The organism is uncultured Slackia sp., from assembly GCF_959608125.1.
In the GTDB taxonomy this organism is placed as follows: domain Bacteria; phylum Actinomycetota; class Coriobacteriia; order Coriobacteriales; family Eggerthellaceae; genus Slackia.
Genome location: NZ_CAUHPG010000021.1, coordinates 1 through 17,362, shown reverse-complemented (window position 1 = coordinate 17,362; position 17,362 = coordinate 1). Strand labels below are relative to the sequence as shown.

The following is a 17,362-nucleotide window of genomic DNA, read 5'->3' as shown; positions in this document are numbered from 1 at the left end:
CAACCGCGCCGATTGCGCGTCGAAACCTTTCTAAGTGTGCGACAATGGCACGTGAAAAAAGAGGTTATGACGTAAGGCACGTGACATTATGGCAGCGCAATTCCATGTAGCGTCGGCTGATCCGGCGCTTGTATCGACTTTTCAGCAAGAGTTCGGGCTCCCGCGGTTCGTCGCACGCACTATGGCGGCCCATGGCGTTTCGAGCGTCGAGGAGGCACGGGCGTTTCTCACTCCCGACCTGGAACGAGACTGGCGCAATCCCTACGAGATCCCCGATATGAAAGAGGCGGCCGACCGTATCGAGGCGGCCATCCGCGACGGCCGTCGCATCCTTGTGTTCGGCGACTTCGACCTGGATGGCATTTCGGCGACGACGGTGCTCACGCGCGGATTGCGTGCGCTCGGCGCCGATGCGGTTCCGCTCATTCCGAAGCGTTTCGAAGAAGGATACGGCCTCACGGCCGCTTCGATCGCGCGTGCGGAAAGCCACGATCCTTCGTTGATCGTCACGGTGGACTGCGGCATTTCGTGCAGAGACGAAGTGAATGCGGTTCTGGCTGACGGCATCGACGTGGTGGTCACCGACCATCACGAGCCGGGCGCTGCGGTGCCCGAAGGCGTTCCCGTGGCCGATCCCAAATGCGATTCCGCGTGCGAAAGCTCCATCCTGGCGGGCGTAGGCGTGGCGCTCAAGATGGTGCAGGCGCTCGGCGGCCGTCTGGGTCAGCCGCATCTGTGGCGCGAATACACCGATTTCGCCACGCTGGGCACGGTGGCCGACCTCATGCCGTTGCGCGGCGAGAACCGCGCGCTCGTCGCCGACGGCATCGCTCGCATGAATGCGAATCCGCGCCCCTGCATCGCGGCGCTCATCGGGGTATGCAATGTTGCCGGCAAGCCGCTTTCATCCACCAATCTGTCGTTCTCGCTCATTCCTCGTCTTAATGCGGCAGGTCGCATGGGCAATGCCGATTTGGCTCTCGAACTGCTGATGGCCGACGATTTCGAGACGGCTCAGATCAAGGCGGGAGAGCTCGACCTGGTCAACGATGCCCGCCGCGCGATCGAGGCCGACTTGGCCGAAGAGGCCAAGGGCAAGGCCGATGAAATCTACACGGGTCAGCGCGCGCTCGTCGTGGCGGGCGAAGGCTGGCATGAAGGCGTGAAGGGAATCGTTGCATCGCGCCTGGTGAACGCATACGGCGTTCCCTCCTTGCTGTTCACGATCGAAGATGGCGAAGCCCGGGGATCGGGCCGAAGCGTGGGCAGGGTGAACCTGTTCAAGGCGGTCGAATCGACATCCGATATCCTCACGCGCTTCGGCGGCCACGAAGCCGCCGTGGGCGTAACGCTTCCCGCCGACAAGCTGCCTGAATTCACCGAGCGCCTCTGCGCTTATATGGATACGCTGCCCGAGGATAGCTTCCATCCGCTTATCGAAGTTGATTCGCTGGTCGATCTGGGCGAATTGACGCTCGAAAGCGTCGATGCCCTCTCGAGCCTGGCTCCGTTCGGCCAGGAAAACCTCACGCCGCGCTATCTTGCGCGCAACATCCGTCTGTCGAATTGCCGAGCGGTAGGCGCCGGCAAGAACCACTTGGCCTGCACGCTCACCGACGGCGCGTCGTCGGTCGACGCCATCATGTTTCACTGCGACGGCATCGGGGAATTCATGGCGTGCGGCAGCGTGGTCGATGCGGCGTTCCAGGTCCAGGTCGACGAATGGCGCGGCCGCCGCACGGTGAAGTGCATGCTCGACGTGGTCGAGCCCGCAAGCGCCTGCCCGGCGTTGAAGGCGTGCCTGCCCGTCGAGGATATGGAGTTCATCGACGATTTGTGCTGCGAAGACAGAGAGCCGTGCTCTGACGGTCCGTGCTGCTGCGAAGCCCAGAAGCGCGAGCGACGCGAGCGTTGGGAGCGCCTTGCGGCCGACAACCCCGCAGAATTGGCGGATGCCCTGGTCGGCGCCGTGATCGGCGATGGGTCGCTGCATGAGGCGCAGCGTCGTGCGCTCGATTGCCTCGCCGAGGGGAAGAATACGCTTGCGGTCATGGGAACCGGCAGGGGCAAGTCGCTCGTCTTCCACGTGCATGCTGTTCGCTGCGCTTTGGCTGCCGGGCTCGTCAGCGTGTTCGTGTATCCGCTGCGCGCGCTCATTTCCGATCAGGCCTACCATCTGTCTACGTTGCTTTCGAACTTCGGTCTGACGGCTGCCGTTCTGACGGGAGAGACTTCTTTCGACGAGCGCGTCGAGGTGTACGGCGGTCTTGCCGACGGATCGGTCGACGTGCTGCTTACCACGCCCGAATATCTGGCGTGGCATGCGGGCGACGTCGCGGCGTGCGGTCGAATCGGATTTCTCGCGGTTGACGAAGCGCACCATATGGCTCAGGCCGGTTCGGGTAAACGCGAGGCGTATGACCGCTTGCGCGATATCGCGGCCTTGATGGGCGGCCCTGTCGTGCTGGCGGCCACTGCGACCGCTCCCGATGAAGCGGCGTCGCATATCGCCGACGTGCTCGGCATCGAGGAAGTGGTCTACGACGGAGCCGACCGCGGCAATCTGCAGGTGGACGACCGTCGCAGCCTGCGCGATAAGGACAGCTATCTGGCGTCGATCGTCGCATCGGGAGAAAAAACCATCGTGTATGTGAATTCGCGCATGGGGTCGGTCGACCTGACGCGCAGCCTGCGTCGTATGGTTCCCCAGGTCGCCATGCAGATCGGCTTCTATAACGCGGGCCTCTCGCGCGACGAGCGAACGCGCATCGAGCGTTTGTTCAGGGAGAACGTCTTGCGCGTGCTCGTGTGCACGTCCGCATTCGGCGAAGGCGTCGATATTCCCGATGTACGTCACGTCGTGCTGTACGGCATGCCGTTTTCCGAGGTTGAATTCAACCAGATGAGCGGCCGCGCAGGCCGCAACGGGCAGGATGCATGCATACACCTGCTGTTCGGAAGCCGCGATGCGGCGGCCAATCAAGACGTCTTGCGCCAGGCGGCGCCCGAGCATGACGCCTTGGGCCAGGTGTATCGCGAACTGCGCTGCTTGCAGCGCGAAGCCGAATCGCGTGCGTCTGCGCGGCCCGAAACCGTGCGCGACGAGGATATTTTCTTTACAATGTCCGACGAAGAACTTGCTCGCGTCTGCAACGCCCGCACGCCGCGCTTCTCGGTGACGCCCGATGTGTGCGCCAGCGGCATGGCGGTGTTCGAAGAGCTCGGGCTCGTGCGCACACGCACGTCCTCGATGCAGGGCGGGCCGTCCCGCGAGGTGCACGTGTGCGCTTTCGGGGGCAAGGTCGAGCTGACCGACAGCGTTCGCTATCGCGAAGGTCTCGACGAGTCGGAATCGTTCGCTCGCTTCACCGAATGGGTGATGCGCACGCCGGCGTCTGTTCTGCGCGAAAGGATCATCAGGCCGATCGCGCCGGAAGGCGTTTCGGGGGAAGGGGATAGCCATGTCCGATGATGCGAAGGTGGAAGGCCGCGATGCCATGCAGGTCGAGCCGATGCTCGCCAACGCCGTCGGCGAGCCTATCGGCGATTTTTTCGACGGAGGCATCGCTCCTTCGGCCAATCCGTCCGAGGCGAAGTCGCCCGAGATGCGCTTCGCGAAGCTGAAAAGAATAGCTTCGGGCTATTTGTCCGAGGAAGACTGCGCGATGCTCGAGAAGGCGTATCGCTTCGCTTCAGAGGTTCATGCTGGTCAGAAGCGCAAAAGCGGCGAGCCTTTCGTCGCGCACCCCATCGAGGTGGCGCTGATTCTGACCGACCTGCGCATGGACGTCGACACGCTGTGCGCCGCCCTTCTTCACGATACCGTGGAAGACACCCCGACGACGGTCGAGCAGGTGTCCGACCTGTTCAACCCGCAGGTCGCCCAGCTCGTGCAAGGCGTCACCAAAATCACGCGCATCGAGGTGGAGAGCCTGACCGACGAGCAGGCCGCCACGATCCGCAAGATGTTCGTCGCTATGAGCAAAGACATCCGCGTCATCGTGATCAAGCTTGCCGACAGGCTTCATAACATGCGCACGCTGTCGGCCCTCAGGGAAGACCGCCGCATCTTCAAGGCGCGTGAAACGCTTGAAATCTATGCGCCCATCGCGCATCGTCTGGGTATCGGTTCGATCAAGTGGGAGCTCGAGGACCTTTCGTTCTATTATCTCGACCCGGTCAAGTTCGGTCAGATCAGCCGCATGGTCGCCGAAAGCCGCATGGAGCGCGAGCGCTACTTGGCCGACGTGATCGACCTTTTGACGGGCGAGCTCGACAAGGTGGGAATCAAAGGCCATATCGCCGGCCGCCCCAAGCATCTGTATTCCATCTATCAGAAGATGACCAAGCGTGGAAAAGGCTTCTCCGAGATTTACGACCTGATCGCCGTGCGCGTCATCGTGAAGACGGTGAAAGACTGCTATTCGGTGCTTGGCGCGGTTCATTCGCTGTGGCATCCGATGCCCGGCCGATTCAAAGACTACATCGCCATGCCCAAGCTCAATATGTACCAGAGCCTCCACACCACGGTGATCGGCCCGTCGGGCCGCCCGCTCGAGGTGCAGATCCGTACCGAGGAAATGCATCGCATGAGCGAATACGGCGTGGCCGCGCATTGGCGCTATAAAGAGAAGGGAAGCAAGGCCGACGCCGCCTTCGACCGACAGATCGCCTGGTTGAGGCAGATGGTCGATTGGCAGGAAGAAACCAAGGACTCTCGCGAATTCCTCAGCGAGCTCAAAGTCGACCTCGCGCCGACCGAGGTGTTCGTGTTCACGCCCGCCGGCGAAGTGATGAGCCTGCGTAGCGGCTCGACGCCGGTCGATTTCGCCTACAACGTGCATTCCGAAGTGGGCAACCACTGCGTCGGAGCGAAGGTCAACGGAGCAATCGTGCCGTTGTCCTACGAGCTGCAGATGGGCGATCGCGTGGAAATCCTCACGCAGAAAAGCGCCACGCCCTCGCGCGACTGGATCAAGATGGTCAAGACGCCTTCGGCGCGTAGCAAGATCCGCAGCTATTTCTCCAAGGTCAGCCGCAGCGACGATCTGATCATGGGCCGCGAGAAGCTCGGCCGCGAAATGAAGAAGCACGGCCTGGGCCTGGGTTCCACGTCGTCGGTCCGCGCGCAGAAGCAGGTTGCCGAGCAGATGGGCTACAAAGACGTCGAGGACATGCTGGTCGCCATCGGAGCGGGCAAGGAGACCGTGCTGCATGTGGCGAATCGCCTGCTCAAGATTTTGCATCCCGAGCCTGTCGACGATACGCCGACCATCCCTATGATGAGCAGCGGCGTCATGCCCCCGATGATAACGTCGGTCAAGCGTCCTCTGCCGCGTCGCGCCCATTCGTCCAACGGCGTGGTCGTGGCGGGTCTCGACAGCGCCCCCGTGCGCCTGTCGCGTTGTTGTAATCCGGTTCCGGGCGATAAGATCATCGGCTTCGTCACCCGCGGCCGCGGCGTTTCGGTGCATCGCGCCGATTGCCCCAATGCGAAAGACTTCATGCGCGACCAAGGGCGCCTCATCGGCGTTTCGTGGGAGGCGACTGCAGAGAATACAAGTTCGTATCAGGTTGAGGTGTTCATTGAAGCGCTCGACCGTATGAACCTTTTGCGTGATATCATCAACACGTTGTCGGACACGGGCGTCAACGTGCTCACCTCGAATACGGCAAGCCATTCGGACGGCATCGTGGAAATGAGATATTTGTTCCAGGTGTCGCAGGTTTCCAACATCGAGAACATTCTCGAGTCGTTGCGCAAGATCGACGGCGTGTTCGATGCTCGCCGCATGCTTCCGGGCGATGCGGTGCATCGAAGGAAATAGAACAGGGGGAAGGTCCCGCGCTTTCGGGCTCGGGACCTTTGGCGCGAAGGGGTCCGCTTGCGCGGTGTTTTTTCGCGTAAGGGCCCGTCGGCGGAATGTCGCGGGCGGAATCGAAAGGAACTATTGATGCGTGCGGATTGCAAACGCGTCGTCACCGACGCCAATGGCTGCGTTCCGGTGTCCATCCTGGTCATCGGCATGATGGATAACAACTGTTTTATCGTTTCGTCGGGTCGCGAAGAGGGTGCGCCCGCATTGGTGGTCGATCCCGCAGGCGATGCCGACGCTATTCTGAAAGCGCTCGGCTGGCTCGATTTGAAATACATCGTTTGCACGCATGACCACAACGACCATCTGGTCGCGCTTCCTGCGTTGCAGAAGGCCACGGGCGCCGAGGTCATCGCCCATCCGCTCGATTCGAAGATCATCGAATCCGGTCAGCCCGGTTATTTCGGCGATTGGGATGCCGTGGCTCCCGTGCATGTCGATCGCAAGGTCAAAGACGGCGATACGATCAAGCTCGGATCGCTCGAATTCAAGGTCTTGCATACTCCCGGCCACACCAAGGGCGGCATCTGCCTGTATCTTCCCGGCTTCGATGGCAAGCCCAGCCTGCTTTTCTCGGGCGACACGTTGTTCCGCGGAGCCACCGGCCGCGTCGATTTCGAGGGCGGCAGCGCCCGCGAAATGCGTGCGAGCCTGCGCAATAAGCTCGCCGCCCTGCCCGACTCGACGATCGTGTATCCCGGCCATGAGGGTCTGACGACCATCGGCATGGAACGCCGTCGCGTCATCGAGGCGTTTTAGCGGAGCGGCGCCGAGGCGCACGCAATCGATCGGAGGATCTAAGTGACCGTCGAATTCGGAACTTTCATGGCGGGGGTTATGTCCGACCCGCTCATGCTTGCCGTTACGCTGCTCAACGTCGCCGTCATCGTCGTCAACGGCGCGACCGATGCGCCCAACGCCATCGCGACCGTGGTATCCACGCGCTCCATGAAGCCTCGCCCCGCGATCATCATGGCGGCTCTTTGCAACTTTTTAGGATTGCTCGTCGTCTCGGTGTTCACGAGCGCCGTCGCCAACACCATTTTCAAAATGGTCGATTTCGGCGGCGACAATCAAGCCGCCTTGGCGGCTTTGGCCGCGGCTATGGTGGCCATCATCGTCTGGGGCGCCGCAGCGTGGTTCTTCGGCATACCTACGTCGCAGAGCCATTCGCTTATCGCTGGCCTGACGGGCGCGGCCATCGCTGCAGTCGGCAGCTTCGATGCCATTAACTGGGGCGAATGGATGAAGGTCATTTACGGCATCCTGCTTTCGACCTTCCTCGGCTTCGGCATGGGGTGGTTGACGGCGAAAGTCATCGCGCGGCTCTGTCGGAATGTGCAGCGTGCCAAAGCGAACCAGGTGTTTCATTGGGGCCAGATCGTCGCGGGCGCAGGAGTCGCCTTCATGCATGGCGCCCAGGACGGCCAGAAGTTCATGAGCGTGTTCATGCTCGGCATCGCTTTGGCGGCCGGACTCGGCCAACCCGCCCAGCTCGCCTTGCCCGTATGGCTCATGGTGCTGTGCGCCGTGAATATGGGTCTGGGCACCGCGATCGGCGGCGAACGCATCATCAAAAACGTCGCCATGAATATGGTCAAGCTCGAGGTCTACCAGGGTTTCGCGGCAAGCGCTTCCGCCACGTTGTGCCTCATAGTGGCTACGTTCACCGGCATGCCGGTGTCTACGACGCACGTGAAAACGACGGCTATCATGGGCGTCGGCGCCGCCAAGCGCAAAAGCGCCGTGAAATGGCAGGTCGCCATCGATATGGTGAAGACCTGGGTGCTTACCTTCCCCGGATGCGGCCTCATAGGTTTCTTGATGGCCGAGCTGTTCCTACTCTTCGTATAAATGCGCGCCGCATCGCGCGTCGGCGCGCATGAGCGCCGCTGTCTGTCACATGAGAAAGGCCGACGATGAGTCTCAAGCAGAAATTCAACTATTTCGAAGCGTTCGAAAAACAGGCTGACTTGGCATGCCGAGAGGCCGAGTTGCTGATCGATATCATCGAGAATTTCCGTACGTCCGAAGCGCTCCTGGACGATATCAAGCGCGCGCATGAAATCGAGCATGCCGCGGATATGGTCTGCCACGACATTTTCGATGCGGTGAGCGTCGATTTCATCACGCCGATCGACCGCGAGGATATCATTTCGCTTACGCAGAGCATGGACGACATCCTCGATTATATGGAGGCCACCATCCAGCGCTTCTATATGTTCGATGTGCAGAGCATGCACCCTCGTGCGCTCGATTTCGCAAAGCTGCTCTTGAAAGGCTGCGAGGCCCTGCGCGCGGCTGCTTGCGAATTCAAGAATTTCAAGAACACGAAAAAGCTCAAGCCGCTTATCGTCGAGGTGGGCGATGTCGAAGAAGAGGCCGACGACCTGTTCTTCACCGTCATGCACGACCTGTATACGGGCGCTCGCAAGGACGCGGTGTCTTCGGCCGCGCTTAGCGATGTGCGCGAGGAAGCCGTCGATGTGTTTATCTGGGACAAGCTTTTCCAGCGCATGGAGAACACGGCCGACACGTGCGAGCGCGCTTCCGATATCATGCGTTCCATCATGATGAAATACGCCTAGGACGTTGCGGCGGCCTGGAGTATTTCGCGAATTCGCTTCGGCTTTTGTTCGCCGGCCACGCTTGCAAGCGCGTGGCCGGCGTTATTTTTCCAGGAGATGCTCCATTGCCCATCGCAGGGCCGCGACGCGCCGGGTTTTCTGCGCGAGCATCCAGAGCTTTCCCGTGGCCTCGAGCTCTTCGCGCAACGAGGCTTCGCGCCCAGGTGCCGCTTTCGCCAGCACGGCCGCTTCGTCGTCGGCGGTCGTTTCTAATTTCTGCCTGATGAACACGGTGTCGAGCGCGATGTCGCGCGAAAGCTCGTCGAAGGCCTCGTCGTAGAGAGCGTCTTGCACCTCTTGGGGCTTCACGCGGTTCGCGATGCGGTATTCGCGGTAGGTGATGCCTTTCTCGGCCAATTCGGCCATGAACTCGTTTTTCTTGCGGGCCAATGCGTCGCGCAAGAGCGCATCGGGAATGATGCCGCTCAAGCGTGCACGCAGCGTTTCCGCCACGTAGTCTTCGCGCGCCTCTTCGACGGAGCGCGCGCTCGTCGATTCGTCGGCTGCCTTTTTCCTGCGCCGCGCTGCGATGGGGGTTTTAAGGTCGAGCTCCATCGCGGGCACGGGGTGCACGACGACGCCGAAGCGCAGTGGCTCGTGCTCGTCGAAATCGCCTATCGTCTCGATTTTCGGCGCGCCGACGAACGGCGGGCAGACCTCGGCGATTGTCTTGTCGGCTGCGCGGTTCGTCACGTTTTCGCGCAGATAGGTTTCCATTTCGCGCGCGGTCAGCAGCTGGGCGGCGCGCTTCCTCACGGCGTCTTCGCGGCATTTGAGAATGCGCGCAAGCCGCGCTAGCGCGTCGGCGACGAGCGCGTCCGTCTCGGCGGCCTCGAGCATGACTTCGGCCGAAAACGGTGCGGCGTTCTCGTCGAATACGGCGATATCCATACATATCCTCCTCTGCAGGGAAGGTTTCGTCCCATTGTATAGCCGCGTTTCGACGCTGCCGTCGTATGTGGCCGTTGCGTTGAAAATACGGCGTCGGCTACCGACCCTGCGAGCATGCTGTGCAGTGGCGGTGGCTGCGGTTTTGCTTGGTCTATAATCCTTCGCGATACCTTTACCGATAGGAGCCATCATGCTTTCAACCCATGATTTCCAAGCCGGTGCCCGCATGCACGGCTTCGTCGTCGATTCGTCGGAGCCGCTTTCGGAAATCGACGGATCGGCGCATGTCATGTGCCACGAGAAAAGCGGCGCCCGCCTGCTTTTCCTGCAAAATGCCGACGAGAACAAGGCGTTTTCCATCGCATTCAAGACGCCGCCCGCCGACGATACGGGCGTCTTCCACATCCTGGAGCATTCCGTGCTGTGCGGCTCGAAGAAATTCCCCGTTAAAGAGCCGTTCGTCGACCTGCTGAAAACGTCGATGCAGACGTTTCTCAACGCGCTCACGTTTCCCGATAAGACCATGTACCCGGTGGCAAGCACCAACGACCAGGACCTGATGAACCTGACCGACGTGTACATGGATGCGGTGCTCAACCCTGCGATTTATGACAAGCGCGCCATCTTCGAGCAGGAGGGCTGGCACTACGAGCTCGACGAAGACGGCGCCGAGCCGCGCCTGCGCTACAACGGCGTGGTGTTCAACGAGATGAAAGGCGCGCTGTCCGACCCCGAAAGCGTGCTGTACCACGCGGTGAACGCGGCCCTGTTCCCCGATACGTGCTATGCCTTCGAATCGGGCGGACATCCTCGTGCAATTCCGCAGCTGACCTACGAGCAGTTCCTCGACACGCACGCGCGCCACTATCGCCTCGACAACGCCTATATCGTGCTGTACGGCAACGTGGACGCCGAACGGATGCTGTCGTTTTTGGACGACCGCTATCTGTCGGTCGAGCGCCCGCGAGTCGACGCCGCCCCGAATGAAGTGGGCATGCAGGCGCCGCGCGTGGCGACCGACGTCACGGTTTCCATGGACACGGCGCCGGAAAACGCTTGCGTCGGGCTGGGCTACGTGGTGGGGCAGGCGTGCGATTTCGAACGCGTTCTGGCGTGCGACGTGCTGATGGATGCGCTTATGGGCGGCAACGAGTCGCCGATGAAGCGTGCGCTGCTCGATGAGGGGCTCGGCGGCGACGTCACGGCGTACCTGATCGATTCCCAGGCGCAGCCCGTCGCGCTGTTCCAGCTGAAAAACGCCGAGGAGGGCAAGGCGCAGGCCTTCATGGAAGCGGTCGAGCGCGAGGCGGCGCGTCTGGTGCGCGACGGCATCCCGCGCGACGTGCTCGAGGCGTCCCTTGCCCAGATGGCCTTCGATTTGCGCGAACGCGACCGCGGCATGGCCGACGGCGTGCCTTTGGCCATGAATGCGCTGGCGGGCTGGCTCTACGATGACGCCATGCCTACCGCGTATTTGCGCTATGAGGACGCGCTCGCTCACATGCGCGCAGGTCTGGACGGCCGTTACTTCGAAGACGTCTTGGCCTCGCTGATATGCGAAAGCGGCCACAAGGCGCTCGTCGACCTGGTGCCGGGCGAAGACGGCTCTGCGTCCGAGGAGGACGCCGAGCTGGCGGACACGCTCGCTTCCATGGACGAGGCGCGCCGTCAGGCCGTGCGCGACGACGTGGCGGCCTTGCGCCTGATGCAGGAGACGCCCGACGCTCCCGAGGCCACGGCGACGCTTCCGCGCCTGCGCGTGGACGACATAGGCGAGGCCGTTCCCGATCCCGCATATCGTCTGGCGGCCGACGCGCCCGTGCCGTGCCTGCACCACGATCTTCCCACGCGTCATATCGACTACCTGTCGCTGTATTTCGACATGGACGGATTGTCGTTCGACGACCTGCCCTACGTCACGCTGCTCGGCATGCTGCTCGGACGTCTCGGCACGGCGCGGCGCAGCGCAGCCGAGCTCGACGTGCATATGCGCACGCACTTGGGTTCGCTTCGCTTCTTCGCCGAGGCCTATTCGTCCGATTCCGACCCGTCGAAGCTCTCGCTTAAGATGGTCGCGTCGGCAAGCGCGCTGTCCGAAGAACTCGAGCATCTCGCCTGCATTCCGCGCGAGGTCTGGGCGACGACGTCTTTCGACGATGCGGGCAAGATCCGCGATATCCTGGTGCAACGCCGCATCTCCATGGAGCAGTCGTTCATGGGCGAGGGCCATGTACGCGCGATGAATCGCCTGTCGTCGTATCTGTTCAAGTCCGGCGTGATCAAAGAGCAGATGGGAGGCGTCGATTTCTATCGCTTCCTGTGCGACTTGATCGAGCATTTCGACGAGCGCTTCGACGCACTGCGCGAGCGTCTGGAGGACGTGCGCGACCGCATTTTCACGAAAGACGGAGCGCTGGCGAGCTTTACGGGGTCGACGGACGACCTCGAGCGCTTCTGGGAGTCCGCAGGCGATTTCGGCTTGCCCGGAGATGCCGTGTTCGGCGGCGATCCGCGCTGCCGCTTCGCGTTCGGCGACCGCGTGCCCGATCCCGAGGTCAAGCAGGAGGCCTTCATCGTGCCGGGCGACGTGTGCTACGTGGCGAAGGGCGCCGATGTGCATGAGACCGTCGGCTACGATGGCGCCTGGGCGGTGCTTTCCAACGCGCTTTCGTTCGACTACTTGTGGAACGAGGTGCGCGTGAAAGGCGGCGCCTACGGCGTCGGGTTCCGCATCACGCCCGAGCGTTTCGGACGTTTCTATTCCTTCAGGGACCCGGGCGTCGATGCGACGCTGGCCCGCTACGACGAGGCGGGCGCGTGGCTTTCGGCGTTCGACCCCGCGGAAGACGAGATGGAGGGCTATATCGTCAGCACGGTGGCGTCGCATGATGCGCCGGTGAAGCCGCGCCAGGTGGCGCGCCGCCAAGACGTGGCTCTGTTCTCCGGCAAGTCTGCGGGCTATCGAGAGCATCTGCGTGCGGAGAAGCTCGCCGCGACGCCTGAGAAGCTGCGCACGTATGCCGAGGCGCTCGACCGTATCGCGTCCGATGGCGCGGTTTGCGCGTTCGGCGGCGAAGGCGTGCTTCGCGCGTCGAAGGGCGACTGGAGCTTCGTCAAGCTGCTCTAGCGCGCTGCGCGAAGGTCGCCTGATGCGGAACGGCTGCGGCGGACCTGCGGCCGTTCTGCTTCTTTCGCATTTGCGCTCGCTGCGGTTTCGCTCTAAGCTGCGGTGGTGATAAAATATCGCGTTACGAATAACGCCACGTCGCAAAGGATTACCATGCCCTACAACGCACCCGAGGGAACCGCCGATATGCTCCCCGCCGTCGCGCGCCTGTGGCGCACGACGACCGATGCAGCGGCGAAGCTGTTCTCCACGTATGGCTACGAGCCGATCGATACGCCCCTGTTCGAGCTGACCGAGGTGTTCACGCACGGCATCGGCGAAGCGACCGACGTCGTGGGCAAGGAGATGTTCGTCGTCCGCAGCGGCGAGAACTATAAGCGCTCCCTGGCCGCCGGCTCCGACGCCGGCCTCAAGGCGAAGCAGAAGCTTTCGTTGCGCCCCGAAGGCACGGCAGGCGTCGTGCGCGCGGTGGTGCAGCACAACCTGGTCGAGCAGGGCGCCGCGCCCGCGAAGCTGTTCTATGCCGGCCCGATGTTTCGCGCAGAGCGTCCCCAGAAGGGCCGCCTGCGCCAGTTTCACCAGATCGGCGTCGAGTGCCTGGGCGCTTCCGAGCCCACGGCCGATGCCGAGATGATCATCATGCTCATGCGCTTCTTCGAGGCCATGGGCGTGCCCGGGAAGAACATGCGCCTGCTCATCAACTCGATGGGCGATGACGCCTGCCGTCCCGCTTATCGCGAAAGCGTGCGCGACTTCATCCTCGCCCACGAAGACGAGATGTGCGAGGAGTGCCGTCGCCGCGCCGACACCAATCCGCTGCGCGCCTTCGACTGCAAGAACGAGACGTGTGCGCACGTCATGGCGGACGCGCCGAAGATCGTCGACCACCTGTGCGACGATTGCCGCAGCCACTATGAAAGCGTGAAGCAGCTGCTCGACGCCGCGGGCGTCGCCTACGTTGAGGACCCCACGCTGGTGCGCGGCCTCGACTACTACACGCGCACCGTGTTCGAGGTGCAGGTCACCGAGGGCATGGGGTCGCAGAGCGCCATCGGCGGCGGTGGACGATACGACGGTCTCGCCGAAACGGTGGGCGGCCGCCCGACGCCCGGTCTGGGCTTCGCGCTCGGATTCGAGCGCATGGTGCTTGCGCTCGAGGCCGCGGGCGTCTTGAGCGAGAACTCGAAGCGCGTCGACGGTTACGTCGCCTGCGTCGACGAGTCCGTGCGTCCGGCCGCGTTCGACCTGGTATGCGCCGCGCGCGATGCGGGTCTTTGCATCGAGATGGACCATCAGGGCAAGAGCCTGAAGAGCCAGTTCAAGATGGCCGACAAGATCGGCGCTCGCGTCGTCGTCATCCTGGGTCCCGACGAGCTCGCCCAGGGAAAGGCCCGCGTTCGCAGCATGCAGAAGCATAGCGAGAAGCTGGTCGACATCGATGCGGCGAAGCGTCTTCTGTCTCAGTTCGGCGGCCAGTTGGTCGGCAACGCCGCAACGCCTGTCAATATTGATGCCGTGTTCTCTTTCGAGAGTGACGATAAGGAGTAAGAAAGCACATGACCGATTTCGTTAACGAGTACTGCATGCACGACCACACGTGCGGCCAGCTGCGTGCATCCGACGTGGATTCCCAGGTCACGCTCACCGGCTGGGTGTGGCACAACCGCGACCACGGCGGCCTGATCTTCATCGACCTGCGTGACCGCGAGGGCTACACCCAGGTCGTTATCGACCCCGATTGCGTCAGCACGGACGATTTCGCCGTCGCCGAGCACCTGGGCCGCGAGTACGTGATCGAGGTCGTCGGCAAGGTGCGAGCCCGCGCCGAAGGCACGGTCAACCCGAATATGGCGACGGGCGAGATCGAAGTGCTCGCCAGCGCCGTCAAGGTGCTCAACACTTCCGTGACTCCTCCGTTCTCGATCGAAGACGGCATCGAGACCGATGAGACCACGCGCATGAAGTGGCGCTATATGGACCTTCGTCGCCCCGAGATGTTCAACGCCATCAAGCTGCGCCACACCGTGGCCCAGGCCATGCGCTCCGCGCTGAACGAGCGCGGCTTCATCGAGGTCGAGACGCCCATCTTGGCGAACTCCACTCCCGAAGGCGCCCGCGACTACATCGTCCCGTCCCGCCCCAACCCCGGCAAGTTCTACGCGCTGCCGCAGAGCCCGCAGCAGTTCAAGCAGATGCTGATGTGCGGCGGCATCGAGCGCTACTATCAGATCGCCCGCTGTTTCCGCGACGAGGACCTGCGCGCCGACCGTCAGCCCGAGTTCACCCAGGTCGACATCGAGATGTCTTTCGTTCAGGGCGAAGACGTCATGGACATGATGGAAGGCGTCATGAGCGAGGTGCTGGCCGCCGCAGGCGTCGAGCACGAGTTCCCGTTGCAGCGCATGCAGTATGCCGATGCCATGGAGTATTACGGCTGCGACCGTCCTGACATCCGCTTCGACATGAAGCTCGTCAATCTGACGGAAATCGTGCGCGGCTGCGGCTTCGGCGTGTTCGCCAAGGCCGTCGAGGCAGGCGGCGTGGTCAAGGCCATCAATGCCAAGGGCGCAGGCGACTGGAGCCGCGGCGAAATCGACAAGCTGGCAAACATCGCTTCCGCCAACGGCGCGAAGGGCATGGCTTGGATCGCCTACACCACCGACGGCGCCGAGAAGAGCCCGATCATCAAGTTCTTCGACGACGAGACCTATGCCAAGATGAAGGAGGCCCTCAACGTCGAGCCGGGCGACCTGGTGCTGTTCGCGGCCGATACCGCCGACGTGGCGAACGCCGTGCTTTCCGCTCTGCGTCTGCATATGGCCGAGGCGCTTGACATTCCCCGCGAGGGTCATGCGCTCCTGTGGGTCGTCAACTTCCCTATGTTCCGTTACGACGAGGACGAGAAGAAGTACGCTGCCGAGCATCATCCGTTCACCATGGTGCCTCCCGAGGAGCAGTACAAGATCGAAGAGGCTCCGCTTGAATGCGGCAGCTACTCTTACGACCTGGTCATGGACGGCTTCGAGTGCGGCGGCGGCACCATCCGCATCCATACCGAGGAGCTCCAGCGCCGCGTGCTCCGTCGCTGCGGCCTGACCGATGCCGAAATCGACGAGAAGTTCGGCCACCTGATTCATGCTCTCGAGCTCGGCGCTCCGCCGCACGGCGGCATCGCCCTGGGTCTCGACCGCCTGGTCATGCTGCTTGCCGGCAAGCAGTCGATTCGCGACGTCATCGCCTTCCCGAAGACGTCTTCGGCCTCCGACCCCATGACGGGCGCCCCCAACGAGGTGACCACCCGTCAGCTCAAGGAGGTCGCGCTGCGCACCCTGTAGTCGCGCAGGCGCATATTCCCGAACGCAAAAGAACCCGCCATCTGAACTGAACCCCGATAGTGCAGTGAACCCCTATAGCTGGACAGACAATGTTCTGCTTCTCCTATAGGGGTCCTCTGCGTTAGGGGGGGTTGATTTGCTGAGCAAGGATTACTCCGCCGAGTTCAAACAGCGCTTTGCAGGCAGATATGCCGATGGCGCGACCATCACCATGCTGCAGCACGAGTTTGGCCTTACGAAGTCAACCGTGAAGCTTTGGAGGGAGAGGATCGACCAAGGCGGCGTCGGGGCCATAGACAGGCCGAGGAAGAACAACCGCTATCCCCAGGAGTTCAAGCTTCGCGTCGTCGAAGCCTATCTCCGCGGCGAGGGCGACTACAGGGCCCTCGCTCTCGAGCATGGCGTGCGCAACAGCGCGCAGATACGAGACTGGGTGAAGCGGTACCGAGAGGGAGGCGACGACGCCCTCGCCGTCCATCCGTCGGGACGAAGGAGGAAGGAGCCCGCGAGCGAGGAGACGCTCGAGCAGCGGTGCGCCCGCCTCGAGATGGAGGTGGAGATCTTAAAACGAATGGCCGCCTCGGCGACGGCCCTCTCGGCAGCAGGCAGAAGCACGAGATAGCGAAGTCGCTGAGGCGGGAATATCCGCTCTCCACGCTCCTGGAGCTCGTCGGGATGCCGCGTTCCGCCTATTACTACCACGAGGCGAATCCTCCCTCGGACAGGCAGGCGACCGAGCGGCCGACCATAGTGGAGATATGCGAGAAATCCCAGTTCAGATACGGATACCGACGCGTTGCCGACACGTTGCGCAAAGCTACCGGCATTCGCATCGCCGACAAGACGGCGCTCGAGGCCATGCGCGAGGAGGGGCTGCTGTGCCGGACCCGCAGACGCAGGAAGCGCCGCTCCTGCATGGGCCGGGCCGGCAGGTCCTCCTCGAACCTGCCGGCCCGCGACTTCGAGGCGGAGGACCCGATGACCAAGCTGGTGACCGACGTCACCGAATTCAAGGCGGGCGGCGCGAAGCTCTACCTTTCGCCCGTGGTCGACCTCTGCAACGACGAGGTCGTCGCCTACTCGATATCCAGGTCCCCGAACATGAAGATGGTCCTCGAGATGCTGGCGGGCCTCGAGGGCAGGCTCGATGGCGAAGACGCCCCGTTGCTGCATTCGGACATGGGCTGGCAATACCAGATGCCCGCCTACAGACTCGCGCTCGAGCGGATGGGAATAGCCCAGTCCATGTCCCGCAAAGGAAACTGCCTCGACAACGCGAAGGCCGAGAACTTCTTCTCGATGGTCAAGACCGAGCTTTACTACGATTGGGAGGGGGACGACCCCGATATCTTCGAGAGGGATTTGGAGAAGTATATCGACTGGTATAACAACGTGCGCATCAAAAGACGCCTGGACGGAAGCAGCCCGGTCGAGTACAGGCTCAGCCGGGCCGCTTGATTCACTTCTTTTGCCGTTCAGAAAACGGGGTCCTTTGCACTTTTGGGG

11 protein-coding genes are annotated in these 17,362 nt (G+C 62.4%); 10 read left to right on the top strand and 1 reads right to left on the bottom strand.

Features of this window, described 5'->3' with window-relative positions; genetic code table 11:
• Nucleotides 1–88 precede the first annotated feature (88 nt).
• From recJ to Q6E04_RS07175, 5 genes are all read left to right on the top strand, one after another.
• Nucleotides 89–3,472, top strand: a complete 3,384-nt coding sequence (gene recJ / locus Q6E04_RS07195; RefSeq protein ID WP_303250111.1) for a single-stranded-DNA-specific exonuclease RecJ — start codon at nt 89–91, stop codon at nt 3,470–3,472.
• Nucleotides 3,462–5,828 carry a bifunctional (p)ppGpp synthetase/guanosine-3',5'-bis(diphosphate) 3'-pyrophosphohydrolase gene (locus Q6E04_RS07190; RefSeq protein ID WP_303250110.1) on the top strand — a complete coding sequence of 789 codons (2,367 nt, stop codon included), beginning with the start codon at nt 3,462–3,464 and terminating at the stop codon, nt 5,826–5,828. The genes recJ and Q6E04_RS07190 overlap by 11 nt, the downstream gene beginning before the upstream one ends.
• A 126-nt stretch (nt 5,829–5,954) precedes the next feature.
• The gene (locus Q6E04_RS07185; protein ID WP_303250109.1) at nt 5,955–6,635 is read left to right on the top strand and encodes an MBL fold metallo-hydrolase; all 681 of its coding nucleotides are present in this window, start codon (nt 5,955–5,957) and stop codon (nt 6,633–6,635) included.
• Nucleotides 6,636–6,677: 42 nt separating this feature from the next.
• Nucleotides 6,678–7,730 carry an inorganic phosphate transporter gene (locus Q6E04_RS07180; RefSeq protein WP_303250108.1) on the top strand — a complete coding sequence of 351 codons (1,053 nt, stop codon included), beginning with the start codon at nt 6,678–6,680 and terminating at the stop codon, nt 7,728–7,730.
• A gap of 65 nt (nt 7,731–7,795) precedes the next feature.
• Nucleotides 7,796–8,464: a DUF47 domain-containing protein gene (locus tag Q6E04_RS07175; protein WP_303250107.1), complete on the top strand. Its 669-nt coding sequence runs from the start codon at nt 7,796–7,798 to the stop codon at nt 8,462–8,464.
• Between the two features lie 81 nt (nt 8,465–8,545).
• Here Q6E04_RS07175 and Q6E04_RS07170 read toward each other — a convergent pair whose 3' ends face one another.
• Nucleotides 8,546–9,394, bottom strand: coding sequence for a hypothetical protein (locus Q6E04_RS07170; RefSeq protein WP_303250106.1), 849 nt, complete (start codon nt 9,392–9,394; stop codon nt 8,546–8,548).
• A 190-nt stretch (nt 9,395–9,584) separates the two neighbouring features.
• On the opposite strand from Q6E04_RS07170, the gene Q6E04_RS07165 reads away from it, so the two are divergent.
• From Q6E04_RS07165 to Q6E04_RS07145, 5 genes are all read left to right on the top strand, one after another.
• Nucleotides 9,585–12,521, top strand: a complete 2,937-nt coding sequence (locus tag Q6E04_RS07165; RefSeq protein ID WP_303250105.1) for an insulinase family protein — start codon at nt 9,585–9,587, stop codon at nt 12,519–12,521.
• Nucleotides 12,522–12,674: 153 nt separating this feature from the next.
• Nucleotides 12,675–14,069 carry a histidine--tRNA ligase gene (gene hisS, locus Q6E04_RS07160; protein ID WP_303250104.1) on the top strand — a complete coding sequence of 465 codons (1,395 nt, stop codon included), beginning with the start codon at nt 12,675–12,677 and terminating at the stop codon, nt 14,067–14,069.
• Nucleotides 14,070–14,077: 8 nt separating this feature from the next.
• Nucleotides 14,078–15,856 (top strand): aspartate--tRNA ligase, encoded by a 1,779-nt coding sequence (gene aspS / locus Q6E04_RS07155; RefSeq protein WP_303250103.1) that lies wholly within the window; start codon nt 14,078–14,080, stop codon nt 15,854–15,856.
• A gap of 136 nt (nt 15,857–15,992) precedes the next feature.
• Nucleotides 15,993–16,478, top strand: a complete 486-nt coding sequence (locus Q6E04_RS07150; RefSeq protein WP_303250102.1) for a transposase — start codon at nt 15,993–15,995, stop codon at nt 16,476–16,478.
• Entirely contained in the window at nt 16,388–17,314 is a 927-nt protein-coding gene (locus tag Q6E04_RS07145; RefSeq protein WP_303250101.1) for an IS3 family transposase, read from the top strand. The genes Q6E04_RS07150 and Q6E04_RS07145 overlap by 91 nt, the downstream gene beginning before the upstream one ends.
• Nucleotides 17,315–17,362: the final 48 nt, after the last annotated feature.